Annotated in this window: 12 protein-coding genes; 6 read left to right on the forward strand and 6 right to left on the reverse strand. The window is 49.5% G+C overall.

The features are described from left to right. Positions 1-103: 103 nt before the first annotated feature. The 4 genes from EZMO1_RS01925 (at position 104) to EZMO1_RS01940 (ending at position 3,752) form a co-directional block, all read left to right on the forward strand. Positions 104-298, forward strand: coding sequence for a DUF4250 domain-containing protein (locus tag EZMO1_RS01925; protein ID WP_034879431.1), 195 nt, complete (start codon positions 104-106; stop codon positions 296-298). 104 nt (positions 299-402) lie between these two features. Then, positions 403-1,800, forward strand: coding sequence for an adenosylhomocysteinase (gene ahcY / locus EZMO1_RS01930; protein ID WP_051790688.1), 1,398 nt, complete (start codon positions 403-405; stop codon positions 1,798-1,800). Positions 1,801-1,899: 99 nt separating this feature from the next. Next, entirely contained in the window at positions 1,900-2,742 is an 843-nt protein-coding gene (gene metF, locus EZMO1_RS01935) for a methylenetetrahydrofolate reductase [NAD(P)H] (protein ID WP_034879430.1), read from the forward strand. 281 nt (positions 2,743-3,023) lie between these two features. Continuing rightward, the gene (locus EZMO1_RS01940; RefSeq protein ID WP_034879429.1) at positions 3,024-3,752 is read left to right on the forward strand and encodes a 16S rRNA (uracil(1498)-N(3))-methyltransferase; all 729 of its coding nucleotides are present in this window, start codon (positions 3,024-3,026) and stop codon (positions 3,750-3,752) included. On the opposite strand, the gene EZMO1_RS01945 is transcribed toward EZMO1_RS01940, so the two are convergent. From EZMO1_RS01945 to pilG, 6 genes are all read right to left on the reverse strand, one after another. Continuing rightward, positions 3,715-4,200, reverse strand: a complete 486-nt coding sequence (locus EZMO1_RS01945; RefSeq protein ID WP_051790685.1) for a chemotaxis protein CheW — start codon at positions 4,198-4,200, stop codon at positions 3,715-3,717. The two genes, EZMO1_RS01940 and EZMO1_RS01945, sit on opposite strands and share 38 nt — an antisense overlap. 3 nt (positions 4,201-4,203) lie before the next feature. Then, the gene (locus EZMO1_RS01950; RefSeq protein WP_160174130.1) at positions 4,204-10,146 is read right to left on the reverse strand and encodes a hybrid sensor histidine kinase/response regulator; all 5,943 of its coding nucleotides are present in this window, start codon (positions 10,144-10,146) and stop codon (positions 4,204-4,206) included. A gap of 97 nt (positions 10,147-10,243) precedes the next feature. Then, the gene (locus EZMO1_RS01955) at positions 10,244-12,376 is read right to left on the reverse strand and encodes a methyl-accepting chemotaxis protein (RefSeq protein WP_082212359.1); all 2,133 of its coding nucleotides are present in this window, start codon (positions 12,374-12,376) and stop codon (positions 10,244-10,246) included. 51 nt (positions 12,377-12,427) lie between these two features. Further along, complete coding sequence (locus tag EZMO1_RS01960) at positions 12,428-13,021, reverse strand: chemotaxis protein CheW (RefSeq protein ID WP_051790684.1); 594 nt, start codon at positions 13,019-13,021, stop codon at positions 12,428-12,430. A gap of 25 nt (positions 13,022-13,046) precedes the next feature. Further along, positions 13,047-13,421 carry a twitching motility response regulator PilH gene (gene pilH, locus EZMO1_RS01965; protein WP_034879427.1) on the reverse strand — a complete coding sequence of 125 codons (375 nt, stop codon included), beginning with the start codon at positions 13,419-13,421 and terminating at the stop codon, positions 13,047-13,049. Positions 13,422-13,536: 115 nt separating this feature from the next. Beyond that, the gene (gene pilG, locus EZMO1_RS01970) at positions 13,537-13,941 is read right to left on the reverse strand and encodes a twitching motility response regulator PilG (protein ID WP_034879531.1); all 405 of its coding nucleotides are present in this window, start codon (positions 13,939-13,941) and stop codon (positions 13,537-13,539) included. 451 nt (positions 13,942-14,392) lie between these two features. On the opposite strand from pilG, the gene EZMO1_RS01975 reads away from it, so the two are divergent. Both EZMO1_RS01975 and EZMO1_RS01985 read left to right on the forward strand, forming a co-directional pair. Continuing rightward, entirely contained in the window at positions 14,393-15,697 is a 1,305-nt protein-coding gene (locus EZMO1_RS01975; RefSeq protein WP_034879426.1) for a TolC family outer membrane protein, read from the forward strand. A 475-nt stretch (positions 15,698-16,172) separates the two neighbouring features. Continuing rightward, positions 16,173-16,487, forward strand: coding sequence for a PTS fructose transporter subunit IIB (locus EZMO1_RS01985; RefSeq protein WP_034879424.1), 315 nt, complete (start codon positions 16,173-16,175; stop codon positions 16,485-16,487). The last annotated feature ends 35 nt before the right edge of the window (positions 16,488-16,522 follow it).

A 16,522-nucleotide genomic window follows, 5' to 3' on the forward strand; every position in this document is an offset into this window, starting at 1 on the left:
TACTGGCTGTTGCAAAGCTGGTAGCTATGTCCTAAAGCCCTGTAAGCCGCTAAAATAGAAAGCGTCAGATGGCACACCCTTCTAAAGAAGAGAGGTACTGTTTATGGAACTGAACCACCCTGAACGCCTTGAACCTCATATCCTGCTTGGAATCGCTAACGAAAGATTACGGCTGAGCTGCAAGAACCTTCAGCAATTGTCTGACGACCTTGATGTTCCGGTTAAGCAACTGGAGCGATTGATGAAACAAATCCACTACCATTATCAAATCAAAAACAACCAGTTTACCCACGATTAATTTTCCTCCATCACGAAAACCTATATCAAAATTAATTGATATAGGTTTTTTGCACTGCTAGACTCCTCTTTATCCTTCGGAAAATACGCAGACAGGTTTTACCTATGAGCGCCATTCTTGAAACACAGGCAACGTTTACTGACTATCGTGTGGCTGATATCAGCCTGGCAGACTGGGGACGACGCGAAATTCAGATCGCAGAAGGTGAAATGCCTGCCCTCATGGCCATTCGCAGTAAATACCGTGAACAGCAACCTTTAAAAGGTGCCCGCATCATGGGCTGTATTCACATGACCATCCAGACCGCCGTGTTAATTGAAACACTGGTGGAGCTGGGGGCTGACGTACGCTGGTCATCGTGCAATATTTTCTCGACGCAGGATCACGCTGCTGCTGCCATTGCAGCAGCCGGCATTCCCGTGTTTGCCTGGAAAGGTGAAACTGAGGAAGAGTTCTGGTGGTGTATTGAGCAAACCGTACTGAATCAGGACGGAACGCCCTGGGATTCCAATATGATTCTGGATGACGGTGGCGACCTGACCCTGCTGTTGCACGACAAATACCCACAATTGCTGGATAACATTCACGGTATTTCCGAAGAGACCACCACGGGTGTGCATCGTCTGCTGGAAATGCTGGAGAAAGGCACCCTTAAGGTTCCGGCCATCAACGTTAACGATGCTGTGACCAAGAGCAAGAACGATAATAAATACGGCTGCCGTCACTCACTGAACGACGCCATTAAACGCGGTACCGATCATCTTCTGGCCGGTAAAAAAGCTTTGGTTGTTGGCTATGGCGATGTTGGCAAAGGGTCTGCTGCCTCCCTGCGACAGGAAGGAATGATCGTCAAAGTCACCGAGGTGGATCCGATTTGTGCCATGCAGGCCTGCATGGACGGTTTCGAAGTGGTTTCGCCTTATATCAATGGCATTAATGACGGCACAGAAAACAGCATCAACAAGGAACTGCTGGCAACAACAGACCTGTTGGTAACGACCACAGGTAATGTCCATGTCTGCGATCGCAACATGTTAAAGGCTCTGAAGAGCAGCTGTGTGGTGTGCAACATCGGCCACTTTGATACTGAAATCGACACGGCCTTTATGCGTGAACACTGGGAGTGGGAAGAGATTAAGCCCCAGGTGCACAAGATCTGGCGCAACAAAGACAACAACGATCATTTGATCCTGCTATCAGAAGGCAGACTGGTGAACCTCGGTAATGCCACCGGACACCCTTCGCGCATTATGGATGGCTCTTTTGCCAATCAGGTTCTGGCGCAGATTCATCTGTTTGAAGCCGGATTTGCTGATCTGCCAGCAGAAGACAAGGCCAATAACCTTTACGTCAGCCTATTGCCCAAGAAGCTTGATGAGGAAGTGGCCAGCTACATGGTTGAAGGGTTTGGCGGGGTTGTCACCCAACTGACCCAGGAGCAGGCAGACTATATAAACGTGCCGGTTGCAGGTCCGTTTAAAGGTGATGACTACAAGTACTGAGTCATCCACCTGCCACGGATGGCGCGCTAATGCGTGAAATGCTGCGAAAACGGCAGCCACGGCCAATAACAAAAGAATACCGCTGTAAAGAAGACGACAATGACGACAAGCACGCTGCCCATCAGTTTCGAGTTTTTTCCTGCCAAGACCGAAGAAGGCGCAAAAAAACTTGAGCACACAGCCAGTCAGCTGGCAGACAACAAGCCGGAGTTTTTTTCGGTGACCTATGGTGCCGGTGGTTCAACCCGGGATCGAACGCTGGACACGGTAACAGGGTTAAGTCGGGTGACAGGTGTAAATACTGCACCACACCTTTCCTGCGTGGGTGATACCAAGGAGGAACTGAGAACCCTGTTAAAACAGTATCAGGCCTTGGGAATCAATCGGCTGGTGGCACTGCGCGGCGACCTGCCATCCGGTATGGGGGGCTTTCATGGCGAACTTCAGTACGCTAACGAGCTGGTCAGTTTTATTCGGGAAGAAACCGGTGAACACTTTACCATTGAGGTTGCTGCCTACCCTGAGTCACACCCGCAGGCACCTAACTTCGAACAGGATCTGTTGAACTTCAAACGGAAGGTAGACGCCGGAGCCGACTCAACCATTACCCAGTACTTCTTCAGTGCCGAAGGCTACTTTTACTTCCGCGACAGGGCGACGGCACTGGGTGTGGATATTCCGATTGTTCCCGGCATTATGCCCATTACCAATTACACCCGACTGGCACGATTCTCCGATGCCTGTGGTGCTGAAATTCCCCGCTGGATACGCAAACAACTGGAAGCTTACGGCGATGATGTGAAGAGTATTAAGCAGTTTGGAGAGGAAGTTATTACCAAACTGTGTGAGCGGTTAATCGCCGAAGATGTGCCAGGTCTGCACTTTTACACGCTGAATCAGGCAGCCCCCGTACAGGCTATTTGCCGAAACCTCGGGCTATAAGAAGCTGTTCACGATCTTGTTGAGGGCTGCAAATGCCGATAAATTGCCCCTGTTTTTTGATCTCATTCGTTACGTAGCACCACTACGCGCCTCATGAGATCAAAAAACAGCAACAATTTCTCACCATTTTCGCTTTTCTCAAAAGATCATGAACAGCTTCTAAGCGATCAGAGATGTGATTGTGGACAAGAGCTGTCTGCAATCACATCCAGTCCAGATTACCGATCACTTTCGCGCTCAGTTATAATTCAGACTGTTTTTGAATCAGTTACTGTATACGAATGCGTAATCCCCGAATTTATTTTCCCCAGCCAATGAATGCCGGTTCAGCTGTAGAGCTGACGGACAGCGCTGCAAACCATGTTGGCAAAGTATTGCGAATGAAACCTCAGGAGCCTCTCATTCTGTTTGATGGTGAAGGTTCTGCGTATCGGGGGAAAATTGAGAGCATCAGCAAAAAAAGCGTGGTGGTGCAACTTGAGCATCTCATAGAAGGGAGTGCTGAGTCACCGCTGTCGGTTCACCTTGGGCAAAGCCTGAGTCGCGGAGAACGGATGGATTATGCGATTCAGAAAGCGACAGAAGTCGGCGTAACGGACATCACGCCACTGTTCAGTGAGCGCTGTGAAGTCAAACTGAATAAAGAACGTCAGGACAAGCGATTACGTCACTGGCAGCAGGTAGCCATCAGTGCCTGTGAACAATGCGTCAGAAATCGTGTACCTGTGATTCATCCCGCGATGTCTGTGGAGGACTGGATGGCACAGCAAACCTCGGAGCTTAAGTTTGTATTGCATCACCGTACCGAACGCAGGCTGGACGGTTATGAACAGCCTGCTTCTGTTTCTCTGTTGATTGGTCCTGAGGGTGGGCTGACAGCCGATGAAATTCAGCGGGCGGAACAAAGTGGTTTCAATGCGCTGGCTCTGGGGCCAAGGGTATTACGCACTGAAACCGCGCCGGTCTCTGCTATCACGCTAATGCAGTATCTTTGGGGTGATCTTCGTTGAGCCTGAGCGTCTTGAGCTTTTGATCAACCAGCTCAAAGTTTGGAATACAGCAGGGTAACTGATTAACGGTAACCTGCATTCTATCGGCTATTCCGAGCTCCCCTTCGGTTGTCTGAAGGTCTGCTGGCAGAAGTTCCAGGGGTTGGGGTACACCCTGAATCACTATTGCGTAAAAAGGAATCTCAGTACCTTCTGTGACAGTATTCAGCACCGCCAGTCTGGCACTGGCTGAAAATTCAGCAAAACGACGCTGGTTCAGGCGTTCGAAAGCGATCAGAGGAATTTGTAGCCCGCGCCAGACGACATCACCCAGATACCAGTCTTCTGTCTGTTCTTTGCCGGAAGGGCGGGTGTAGTCAACAATATCCACGACACAGGCAGCAGGTACCAGTAGTGGCTTTTGTTGCATCGGGATCAGCAGTGACGAAATTTTTCTGGCATCGGTCATGACTTACACCTCCTGAATATCGTCATTACCAATAAGGCGTTCAATGGCTTTAAGCAGTGTTACTTCCTGGAATGGCTTACCGAGATACTCATTAACACCGATGGCTGCCGCCTTGCTTCGGTGTTTCTCACCGGTTCGGGATGTAATCATAATGATTGGCAAGTCTTTCAGTCTTTCATCGTTTCGTATCGAAGTGGCGACTTCAAAGCCATCCATCTTGGGCATCTCGATATCCAGCAACAGGATATCGGGTTGACGTTCATGCAGCTTGTGCATGGCTTCAACGCCGTCACGGGCCGTTTCCACATCAAAGCCCTGCCGGTTTAACAGACGACTGGTGACCTTTCTCATGGTGACCGAATCGTCAACGATGAGGACTTTTCTGAGGGCACTGCGTTGTAAGCCTTTATGAGAGAGCAGGTCGATGGAATGCTGCTGAGTGCTGAATTTACGGATCAGCGCTGCCGGATCAACAATAATAACGACCCGGCCGTCGCCTAGAATAGTAGCGCCGTTCACACCCGTCAGAGTCGCAAACTGGGGGCCCAGATTGTTGACAACAATATCCCTGCTGCCCAGTAACTCATCAACATGCAGGGCGTACTTCTGTTCCCCCCGGTCAAGCAGAACCACAGGGCAATTGCCTTCCTGAATATCGGGTTCCAGATTACCAAGCAATTGCCCAAGGAACAGCACCTGGTATTCTTCACCGGCATACTCCAGAGGTTGTTGATTCTGGAAGCAGCTCAACAGTGTATTTGGTGCTATGGTTGTAACGCCGTCTATGGACTGTAGCGGCAGGGCATACAACCCGTCGCCAACCTGAACCATCAGAGCCCGGTTCATAGACAGGGTGAATGGCAGTCGCAGCCGGAAGCAGCAACCTTGGCCACGGGTGCTTTCAATTTCCATACTGCCACCCATCTGCCGGATTTCCGTGTTTACCACATCCAGACCGACGCCTCGTCCTGAGATCTGGGTGACGGTTTCAGCAGTAGAAAAGCCGGATTCAAGAATCAGTTGAATCAGGTCGGTATCCGAGAGTCTGTGTTCCGGAGCGATCAGTTCCTTTTCAAGCGCTTTTGTCCTGATAGCATCAACATCTATGCCCGCACCATCGTCGTGCAATTCGACGATGACATCAGAGCCTTCACGTTTAACAATCAGTTCCAGTTGTCCGGTTTCCGGTTTGCCAGCAGCACGACGGAGTTCTGCTGATTCAATACCATGACTGACCGCGTTACGTATCAGATGTTCAAGCGGTGCAAGAATCCGATCCAGCATGGTTCGATTCATTTCACCTTCGGCATTTTGAACGTTCAGTTTCACCGGTTTTTCCAGCTCGCTGGACACCTGACTGGTGATTTTCTTCAGCCTTGGCAACAAACGGGCAAAGGATACCATTCGGGCCTGCATCAGCTTGTCCTGCAATTGAATCTGCGTTCTGGACTGCTGCATCAGCAGGGATTCGGTTTCACTGCTTCTGTCGAGGATGGCAAACCGAAGGTCGGCAAGGTCAGTGGCAGACTCCATAAGCGAGCGTGACAGCTGGGTCAGCTCGGAATAACGATCCATTTCCAGAGGATCAAAGTCAGGAGCATTCTGGTCGCCTTCGTGGCGTGACAGTATTTGTGTTTGCGTTTCAATGTCGAGTCGCTTTAACTGCTCGGTGACCCGGGTGATAGTCGTTTCCATTTCATCCAGAGTATGACGAATCTCTGTGGCTTCCTGCTCTATACGTGAGCGGTTAATGCCGGATTCTCCCGAGAGATTAATCAGCTGTTCAAATAACTCGGCTGAAACACGCATCATCTCCCGGTTCGTCTGCAACTGCTGTGATACCGGGGTCGAAAGCTTTGTGGTGGTTGGCAGCCTGGCCTCAATCCGGATGTCAGGAGTCAGTCGTATTGGCTCCTCATCTTCTGTGCTGATTTCTGTCTGCAGTTCAACAACGTGTGCGTCCTGCTGCAGGTCTTCAACAATACCCTGGTCCGTGCGGGTCAGATAATCCGGCAGCGGGTGTACGTCTTGTGTCGTTGGCTGCTCTGAAGGTTCAACCTGATTACTCTGGATTTGCTCAAGCCACTCATTCAGTTTCTGAACATAACTGAGCGCGGCAGGAGCCGGCCGGTTGGCTTGTACAGCCTGCAGTACCTGATCTAGGTGGTCATGGGAAGCCCTGATCAGGCTGACAGGTATGTTGTCGTACGATGTTTTTCCTGCAGCCTCACTGGCAACGATAAATTCATAAAAGCCTTCCAGAGCGTGGCTAAGGTCTGCCAGTTCCGGCAGCTCAGACATTCTTGCTCCCCCTTTCAGGGAGTGAAGCAGGCGTTGCAGCTCTTTAACCGGCTCCAGTTCAGCAGTATTTTTGAGCCAGCTTTCCAGCGCTTCATGGGCATCTTCGGTTAACTCAAAAGCTTCTTCCAGAAACAGCTCAAACAGTTCGAATTCCGAAGCGTCTTTGCTTTCTTGACCAGAAAGTTGATAGGAAGGCTGGTTGAGAGGTTGTTCGTCAGTCTCAGAGGGTACTGAATGATGAGGCTCTGCACTTGTGAGTAACGCTTCCAGTGCATGCCTGAGCTCGGTGAACACACTTTGGGGATGCTCCGGAGTCTGCTGTCCTGCAATCTGGTTGAGCATTTTCAACAGTGTCTCAAAACCGTTTTGCAGCGGAGCCACCAAAGGTACAGGCAGCTGCTGGGTGTGGGTGTCCAGAAAATGGCAAATATCTTTCAGGATATTGCTCAGCTCGGCAACAGGTTGCAACGAGTGCTCCCGGCAATGGTGTCCCAGCGTACCCAGCTCGTCCTGCAATTGCCTGATCTGGGAATGATCAATACCGTGTTGCCAGTGTTCCGGGTAAGTGTCTGCCAACAGTAAAACATCAAGACCTTCAGAGGGCAGCAGTGTGCTTTCTAATGGGCTGTCCTGCCCGGTTTCAGGTTGTGAAATAAGCTGCTGATGCAGCATATCCAGCCATGACCGGTAGCCCTCGCTGTCAAGATATAACTCGTTCGGGTTATCGCTGAGCTGGTTCAGTGCATCGGTGATGAGCAGGCAGCCCTCCTGCAGGGTTCGGGTTACCTCTTCATTGGCAGGGATTTCATGAACTCTGAACTCTTTTACATGATATTCCAGCGCATTAACCAGTTGTGCCAGCGTATCAAAGCCAGACATTCTGGTAATGCCCTTGAGTGTATGAAAGGCCCTCTGGACATCGTCACTGATCTGCAAGTGATGACTTGTGCTTTGAACCTTGTCGATGAACTGCTCAACGGTTTTCAGATGGTCTCTGGCTTCTGTCTGGAACACGGTCAGAAGCTGATCTTCCGAAGAGTCGATATCACTAAGCTCTGTTTGTTCAGAATCAGCAGGCTCTGGGCTAGAGTCTTGGGTAGATTCTGGGATAGATTCTGGGATAGATAGTTGACTGCTAACGACTTCACCGAACTGAACCGCAATATCATCATCGTCGTCTTCATCAGGCGCATCCGGATGCTCAGGTGCTGAGTATTGTTCACCATTCGCCAGAGCGTCTGCCATTTCCATGCAGACCAATACATCCGGAGTCAGAAGTTGGTTGTTATTGCTGTAATCCTCCAGTAATGCAGGGAGCATACTGTTGACACGGAATACAAGGTTCAACATGTCAGGAGAAAATTCCGCAGTGCCTTCAATCAGCCGGTTAAGCATGTTTTCAATAGACCAGGCCAGTTCACCAATTACACTGGCTTCAACCATACGTCCACTGCCTTTCAGTGTGTGGAAGGCTCGTCGTATTTCGGTCAGTACTGTCTGATTATCTTCGGACTGCTGCCATTCTGGCAAAAGGCGGGTGAGTTGCTCCTGAACCTCATCGGCTTCTTCCCTGAACACGGCCAGTAAATCATCATCTATCAGATCAGGCTCTGCTTCAGGCTCTGTTTCTGGTGAAAATCCGGGTTGTGGTGAGTGTGGTGAAGGTAACTCATGAGCTTTTACTTCAGGCTCCGAAAGAGTGATTTCCGAAGTAAACTCTATCGCCTGCTCCGGGTCTGGCAGACCGGAAGGCTGCCTGTTTAAGTAGGCTTCGGGCGCAGGCTTCAGGAGTTTTTCCAATGGATCATCAATCTGGAAGACAGCTTTTGAAGAAGGTTTAAGTGCTTCAGGCTCTTCCATTTCAACCAGTGTCAGATTGCCATTGGCAAAAGCTGAAAGGTCATTTTCAATTGGCTCTGGAGTATCTTGAATAGAGGGTGCAATGAGCAACTTGGACAGACTTTCTCCAGCCATTTCCAGGATGGCGTCTGAATGTTCCGAGCCGGGATCTGTCAGTCGGTCAAGGTAATACTCGATGGCAGATACGACATCTGCAGTGTTTTCCAGAGCTTGCTTGTCTGGCAGGTTGCCTTTCTTATTAATCCATTCACTCATCATAAAGTCAGCGCACTGACGAATGATATTGGCAGCCTTGGTAAAGGGCGTCATGCCCAGTCCACCATGGGCTATTCGCATCAGATCGCAGGCACTTTGCAGATAAGCCGGGTCAAACTGATGATCAACGTACTCGGTAATGGTCTCCTTAGTTTGTTTCAGATTCTCACGGGCTTGCTCTATGACGCTGGCAAACACCTCATTGAGCAGAGGCGTTGTATCATTTTTCTGCCCGCTGACAAACTGGTTGAGAACCGTTTCCAGTTTCAGTAACCCAGCGGCAATGGTCATTAATGCGGTTTCAGCGTCATGGCCCTGAGAACTTTGCCCGGTTTCAACCAGATCATTCAGCTGTTGCCTGAATTGCCGCACCTGTTGTCCCTGCTCTTCCAGTCCCAGCATCGACAATGTGTCGCTGACCTGCTGCACAATAGGAATCTGGTTCTGAAGAATCAGAGGATCGGGCTCTGTCGCCAGCAGGTACAGGTCAAAGGCGTCCTTAATGCCAGCCAGCTCATCGTTTAGTGCCTGTATGACCGGAATGGCCGCTTCGTTTCCGATGAAGGAGCTGTCTTCACTGTTTTTCAGCGCTTCATCGAGTTTGTATCGAACTCTCAGGGAGTTACCAAAATTACCATCGCTGTCTGACTGGGCAATGAAATACAGTAGCCCTCTGAACAACTGGTCATCAGGTGTTGTATTGATAAACGACGGCCCATTAGCAACAAAGGCTCTAAGCTGCATATCAACCGAGCGTAGCAGGTTGGTGATGTACAGGGTTTGCCTGATACCCCCGCTTTGTATGCCTTCTACCAGTGCGATGCAGGCTTCCCACAATGGGCTCAGGGGAGCATCCCAGCTCAGGTTTTGCAGCTTGGCAAAGATGCGTGCCATAAACTGCAGCTGTTGTTCTCTTTGTTGTTCGCGCAGATAAGCGGCCAGTACCACCTGATATTTCTGTCGTATTTTGGGCAGCAGATTCGACAGACCGGACTGCTCCAGCTTACTGATCTGTTCACTGCTGAGAGCGGGAGGGTAGCCGGGAATATAAGGGTAGAAAAAGGCGGCTCTGGATAGGGTGTCTTCACCGCGCAGGCTGCGCATTTCATTGATCAATGGCAACAAGGGCATTGGGCGATCCAGCCCTGAGTGAACCACCTGTTCGATATAACCGGGAAGTTGCAGAATCGATTGCATCAGGCACTCATGGGCGTCGTCCAGATCCTTAACCCCTTTGCGACTGACAGCTTCGAGCAGTTTTTTCAGCTCTTCTGCAAGTAATGTTGCACCACCCTGTTGCAGCATTTTCAGCGTTTTATGCACCTGACTGGCAAGCCCAAGGCAGGTTTCCAGATGCTCCGGGTTGCCCGGCTCGTCCAGATGTTTTTCCAGTGCCTGACGGGCTTCTGCCAGAACATTACTGATTTCCCCTTTTACCCAGTCAAGGCCGACAGGGTTTCCGGTACTGTCCTGCTCAGGGAGATTGTTCTCTAAATGATTATTGTTGGCATAGCCCTGTTGTTCTGCCATGAACGGCTCCATTAAAAGCAACCAGGGCTTTGCCCTTTGTTCTGTTTAAACTGCATCTGTTCAAACTGCTTCTGTTTAAACGGTTTAGCTGCCTTGTTCAGGCTGAAGCAGTCAGGTGATCATCATCAATGCCGGTGGTGACTTCAGCGCCTACTGACTGTCCGATAAAGTCTTCTGCCGACGCGCCTTCTGAAGCAGCTGGCAGACGGAAGCCGGAAACGGACTGACGCATTTCAACGGCCATTTCAGCCAGTGTGCCTACAGAGTTTACGGTTGCTGTGGTTCCTGATGCTGTTTGATGAGTGATGTCCCGAATAGTAAGCATGCGCTGGGAAATTCGGGCGGCAGACTCCGTCTGGTTTCGCGCAGTCGATGAGATATCCCGAACCAGTGTCGCAAGATTACTGGACACCTGTTCAATTTCTTCCAGTGCGATACCGGCATCTTCTGCCAGTCGGGCCCCGCTGACGACCTGCGAGGTAGTCTGTTCCATGGAGGTAACCGCCTCATTGGTGTCATTCTGAATGGCAGTGACCAGCCCCTCTAACTGTCGGGTAGCGCCGGATACCCGCTCTGACAGGCGTTGAACCTCATCGGCAACGACCGCAAAACCCCGTCCGGCTTCACCGGCCATGGATGCCTGAATGGCAGCGTTGAGCGATAGAATATTGGTCTGGTCAGCAATGTCGTTAATGAGTGAGATGATGTCACCGATTTCCTGAGAAGACTCGCCCAGTCGTTTAATTCGCTTGGAGGTATCCTGTATCTGATCCCGTATAACGTTCATGCCGTTTATGGTGTTGCGAACCACCTGGGCACCGTTGGTAGCAATATCTACTGAACGACTGGCCACCTCGGCAGACTCGGCAGCATCTCTGGATACCAGACGCATGGATTCGGACATGTCGTTAACCGACTGTGTTGTGATGTTGATTTCCTGTACCTGGTTTTCTGCAGCCTGTGCCATTTCGATGGCAGTGGTCTGGGTTTTCTGGGCCGAGTTATCCACTTCAACTGCAGACTGGTTGATGGTGTTGACCAAGGCTCGCAGTTGTTCAATAGAAAAGTTGATAGAGTCTGCAATGGCTCCGGTAAAGTCTTCGGTTACAGTGGCTGTGACGGTCAGGTCACCGTCAGCAAGGTCTTCCATTTCATTCAGCAGGCGCATGATCGCCTTCTGGTTGGCTTCATTCTGTGCCCTGGTTTCAGCCAGTCGCAGTCGGGTCGCGCGGTTGATACTCATTGCTACCAGTATCAGGGCAATGAAGGCAATGATACCAATGACCACGGCAAAGGTTTCGTTTACAAAACGGGACTGTGCTGTGGCTTCAAAAGTGTCCTGCAGGATGGACGTTTGTTGCAGCAATTGTTGGGCGTCGGTAAAAATCATGTTGGACGCTGCCCGTACCTGGAACAGTTCCGGCGAGATCTCCAGAATTTCATCGACGCTGTTTTCGACAAAGCTGAACAGGTCGGCAATCTCGGCAAGGCGGTCTAAGGCTTCATCGTCGTTGACCTGATTAATACGCATGGCTTGATTGCCGTACAGCATGCCTTCAAGCACCCGGCCAAAGAGTCTGGCATCACGTCCAAAAGTGTCTGCTGCCATTATGGCGTCTTCACCACCGCGTAATACTTTTGATACGTTGGCAACAATTCTTTCTGCCAGCCAGGGCTGGCGTTGTGCAAGCGCAACCTGGTCAGCAGCGGTGCCACTTTCCAGCAGAATATCAATGACTTCGTCGTATTCCACTTGCAGCTGTGGAATGGTGTCGCTCAAAGTGCCCGCCATGTTATGCAGGTTAAGAACGGTCTCTTCAGCGGCAAGAATGTTGTCGGCTTCCGTTCTCAGTTCAGCCCATGAAGCCTCAATGGACTCCATCTGGTTGATTGCCGAGGTGTCACCGGGCTGCATGTAAGGGGAAACAGTGACACTGGAGTTGTTCAGGGAGCTGAAGGTTTTGTCGAACTCGTTGCGGGCTTCCCGTAGCAGGGTAAAGGCTTCTTCCTTGCCCTCGGCAGCTTCCGAAGCGTTGGTGGATATCCGCTGTGACAGCACCCGCAGTTCACCGGAGTTGGAGATTAACCGCTGGCTGAGGCTGTTTTCCTGGTTGATGTAAACAAACGCTGCCGACATAACCACCAGTGATAAAATTAACAGCGTAATCGCCCCGGCTGTTGCGCGATTGCCTGCTATCCCCCCGGCGCGGTCTGCGTTGATGCCTTTCATTATTATTATTCCCGTTCAGGTTCGTTCAAATGCTCAATGCAAGAAAGTGTTTTATTCGTTAGCCGCCATCAGAAAATCTGAATGCCTGACCAGTTTATCGAAACTGAAAACAAGGTATTCTTTTTCCAGGTTATAGCTGCCTTCGATAAAGTAATTAATAGCCTCTGTCGTATCCGATGAAGTGGCTGATGCCTGTTCACTAAAACGCTCAGAAGGGAATTGCATCATTCCCTGTACTTCATCAACAATAATACCTGCAACCAGCGGCTTCTGGTCAATAACCATAATTCGTCGTGTGTTTTGTGCAGATGGAGCGGGCAGGCCCAGAAACTCAGACAGGTCGATAATGGGAACCAGACGACCACGAACGTTGGATACGCCTTTTGCCCAGCTTTTGGTGCCGGGTAGTGGTGTTATCGCAGGCACTGGCAGGATCTCGGTAATATCACTGATGCTAACGACGTATTGATGTTGATTCAGCGTAAAGCCAATGCCTGCCCATGGAGCACTTTGTTCCCTGTATTCCGGTGGCTCACTGGCATGCAGAATGGTCCGGGTCTGCATTTGCTGAAGCAACTCGAAGGGGGTTAGCCCGGTTGCTTCGTGGGTAATGGCCGCTGCTTGTTCTTCTGTTGGTATTTGCATGGCTATTTTGCTCACGACTGCCTGGTCAGACAGGTATCAGGCTGGTCACTTTTGTCAGAGTATTCAGTAATACTTTTTCATCGATAGGTTTGGTCAGGTAATCCCTGGCTCCCTGTCGTAATCCCCACACCTTATCGGTTTCCTGATCTTTTGTCGTGATTATGATAACGGGTATCTGGTGAGTTTCCGAGTCTTTAGACAGTTGTCGTGTTGCCTGAAAGCCATTCAGTCCCGGCATTACTATGTCCATCAGTACGGCATCCGGTTTTTCCTGACGGCATATTGCAACACCATCAGCACCGTTTTCTGCGGTAATCACACTGTGACCATTTTTTTCAAGTATGGCTTTCAGTCGATACAGCTCGGTGGGAGAGTCATCAACTATTAAGACATTGGCCATATTTCCCCCTTTTCAGGTTGACCCTATATTGTTCTTATTTGAGGAAATTGATTGTCCTGATCATGCATCAACTTCCTTTTTTGATACTGTGCCTGCTGATACGGATGATGAGCGGTCACTCGTTCATCAGTTCCAGTGGTTGTCTGCAGTGTTTACGAATGGCACCGAGTAATTCGTCCCTGCTGAACGGTTTGGTCAGGTAGTGATCCGATCCGACCACGCGGCCTTTAGCCCGGTCGAACAGTCCATCTTTACTGGAAAGCATAATGACGGGAGTGTCTTTATAAGCGGGGTTACTTTTGATGAGTGTGCAGGTCTGATATCCGTCGAGTCTGGGCATCATGATATCGACAAAGATAATGTCAGGGTTGCTGTTAGCTATTTTGGCCAGTGAGTCAAAACCGTCTGTGGCGGTGATAACGTGGTAACCCGCTTTTGTTAACAGTGCTTCAGCCGTTCTGCGGATAGTCTTGCTGTCGTCGATGACCATGACTTTCAGATGATCGTTAAACTCATCCATGCACTTCCCCCGGATTCCCTCATGTACAGAGTACAGCTTCTCAGTCTGAGTTTGTCCTGAAAAGAGCAAACCGCCTGTTTCTTCTTCTTGCATGGCCGATTAGCTTTTGTGAGTCAATTTTTATTGTTCAAAGCGATACCGGCATCTGCATTTTTTAGCACATAAGTGTTATCTGTGACTAGGAGTCTGTCGGGCTTATCCGACCGTAGCGAGGAAAAGTCCGGTTTGAGACAGGTTTGACGATCGTTTGAGGCGAATAGCGGGCTATTCAACGAAAAGAATCGTCAAAAATGGTCAAATCCGGCTTTTTCGCAGTAGGTCAGTGGTAAGTCCGACAGACTCCTAGACGCAGTCAGAGGTTTATTACCAATAACGGAAAGAGTTAAAGGTTTTAGTCTGAAGGTCGATGCTGCCTGTAATCAGATCCAAATCAAAAACGCAGGGAATGCTAATGAAAATGAGAGTGTCACTGGCAGCGGGGGTATTCCTGGGCTGCCTCTCAATGAGTACTACCTGTTTAGCAGAAACCCTGCTGGATGTAGTGAACAAGTCTCTTAAAACAAATCCTCAAGTACTTGCCAGCCTGAATCGTTACCGTGCTCAAGTAGAGAATGTAGATGCTGTCTGGGGAACGTATCTTCCCAGTGTTGACATAACAACAGGGGTTGGCAGGCAAAAAAGACACTATGACGAGAATCCCAATAATGACAAGATTTTTACCCGTGAAGAAGCTTTTTTGTCGGTGAAACAAAATCTGTTTTCGGGGTTTAATACCCAGAATAATGTTGACAAGGCTCGCCACCAGGCTGATGCGGAATTTTTCCGCCTGAAGAACACCTTGCAGGATGTGAGCCTGAAGATAATTGACGCTTACATTAAAGTTCTTCAGCAGAGGGATATGGTTGACCTGGCTGTTGAGAACCTGAGGCTGCATGATGATACATACCAACAGATTGAACAGCGAACCCGTCAAGGGGTTGCAAGAAAATCTGACCTTACCCAGGTTGAGGGCCGTCGCGCTCGTGCCAATGCCAATGTCATTAACTCCCGTAATAATCTTGTGGACGCCGAAAGTGAATTTTTAGCCTTGGTTGGATCAATGCCGACAGAGCTGGAACAACCGGGTTCATGGAAACTTAAAATGCCTGCTTCACTGGAAATTGCTTTGCAGAATGCGATTGATTCACACCCTGATGCACTGGCTTCTGCTTATCAAATCAAATCTTCACAATCCGAGTATGAATCCCTGAAAAGCAGCTTTTTTCCAAAGGTTGATATTGAACTTGACCAGAACTGGAAAAAGAATGCGGATGGACAAATTGGTCCTGCCCGAGATGCAACAGCAATGCTGAAATTAAAGTACAACCTGTTCAGAGGTGGCTCTGACAAAGCCCGTCTGGATGAAAGTGCTTACCGCGCAGAAGAAAGTCGTGCTCAGCGTGACAGGGTGCTACGTAAACTTGAAGAAACTTTGCGAATAGCCTGGGCTGCTTACGAGTACATCCAGCAGGAGCAGGAATTTCTGCGTTTGCATGAAGCTTCCAGCCGTGAGAGTGTTGAAGCCTATCGTGAGCAGTTTAACATAGGTAAAAGAACGCTTCTGGATCTACTGGACAGCGAAAATGAACTTTTTCAGTCAAGTCGTAACCTGACGTCAGCTATCTATCAGGAAGCTTTTGTCCGTTACCGGGTTCTTGCAGCTACCGGAGAACTGCTGACTGCTCTTGGTATTGAAATGGCAGATAGCTGGGAATAAGCCAGAAACAAGTTATACCAATTCCGCTTTCTAAATATGATCATGAGCCAGTCATTCCGAATCGCTGGCTGGCTACTTTTGCCCTCTTGGGTTGTGGGGGTATTGCGAGGAATTCTTACGCAGACCCAGTGGTTTGTAATGACTGTGCAATTTATCATTTGCCACCATGTTGCAAAAGCCGGGTCATTTGATCTGGCTTTTTCTTCTCATAGTTTCTGATCTTCTACTAGCCTTATTCGTCGGAAGGAAATTAACCGTAGTCATGTCTGCCCCGGATCAGACACTACATGTTAACTATTCAAAAAATAAATTTCAGACAGGTAACTATGAAAACCGATAACGCTTACTTTATCTCATATGTCACAGTTCTGGCGACGTGTCAGGTTGTATTGGCATGCCTGCGTGCGGATAGAGTTATTCAGCTCATACACACTTTTAAGGCCTTGCAATACTTTCAACACAAGAGGGCTGATATATGAAGGTGGTCGTGGTAACAGCTTGTCCTACAGGTATTGCGCATACTTATATGGCGGCAGAAAAACTGACAGAAGCTGCGTTGTCCCAGGGACACGATGTGAAGGTGGAGACTCAGGGGGCAATGGGCATTGAAAATGAAATCACTCCCCTTGATATAGAAGAAGCTGATATTGCCCTGTTTGCTGTTGATATTGCTGTTGAAGGTGAAGATCGTTTTGGCAGTTTGAAAGTGGTCAAAGTACCTGTTGCGGAAGCCATTCGAAACCCCGATGCGGTCATGACGCAACTGGGGCGAAGTGTCTCTGCATCCTGAACCCGATAACTACACAATGTCACAACCCGGCTTTT

The sequence above is a fragment of the Endozoicomonas montiporae CL-33 genome, assembly GCF_001583435.1.
GTDB classification, from domain to species: Bacteria; Pseudomonadota; Gammaproteobacteria; order Pseudomonadales; family Endozoicomonadaceae; genus Endozoicomonas_A; species Endozoicomonas_A montiporae.

What these genes read in the sequence shown, in the direction of transcription:
- EZMO1_RS01925 (WP_034879431.1), top strand. Translation starts at nt 104, where the DNA reads ATGGAACTGAACCACCCTGAACGCCTTGAACCTCATATCCTGCTTGGA.
- ahcY (WP_051790688.1), top strand. Translation starts at nt 403, where the DNA reads ATGAGCGCCATTCTTGAAACACAGGCAACGTTTACTGACTATCGTGTG.
- metF (WP_034879430.1), top strand. Translation starts at nt 1,900, where the DNA reads ATGACGACAAGCACGCTGCCCATCAGTTTCGAGTTTTTTCCTGCCAAG.
- EZMO1_RS01940 (WP_034879429.1), top strand. Translation starts at nt 3,024, where the DNA reads ATGCGTAATCCCCGAATTTATTTTCCCCAGCCAATGAATGCCGGTTCA.
- EZMO1_RS01945 (WP_051790685.1), bottom strand. Translation starts at nt 4,200, where the DNA reads ATGACCGATGCCAGAAAAATTTCGTCACTGCTGATCCCGATGCAACAA.
- EZMO1_RS01950 (WP_160174130.1), bottom strand. Translation starts at nt 10,146, where the DNA reads ATGGCAGAACAACAGGGCTATGCCAACAATAATCATTTAGAGAACAAT.
- EZMO1_RS01955 (WP_082212359.1), bottom strand. Translation starts at nt 12,376, where the DNA reads ATGAAAGGCATCAACGCAGACCGCGCCGGGGGGATAGCAGGCAATCGC.
- EZMO1_RS01960 (WP_051790684.1), bottom strand. Translation starts at nt 13,021, where the DNA reads ATGCAAATACCAACAGAAGAACAAGCAGCGGCCATTACCCACGAAGCA.
- pilH (WP_034879427.1), bottom strand. Translation starts at nt 13,421, where the DNA reads ATGGCCAATGTCTTAATAGTTGATGACTCTCCCACCGAGCTGTATCGA.
- pilG (WP_034879531.1), bottom strand. Translation starts at nt 13,941, where the DNA reads ATGGATGAGTTTAACGATCATCTGAAAGTCATGGTCATCGACGACAGC.
- EZMO1_RS01975 (WP_034879426.1), top strand. Translation starts at nt 14,393, where the DNA reads ATGAAAATGAGAGTGTCACTGGCAGCGGGGGTATTCCTGGGCTGCCTC.
- EZMO1_RS01985 (WP_034879424.1), top strand. Translation starts at nt 16,173, where the DNA reads ATGAAGGTGGTCGTGGTAACAGCTTGTCCTACAGGTATTGCGCATACT.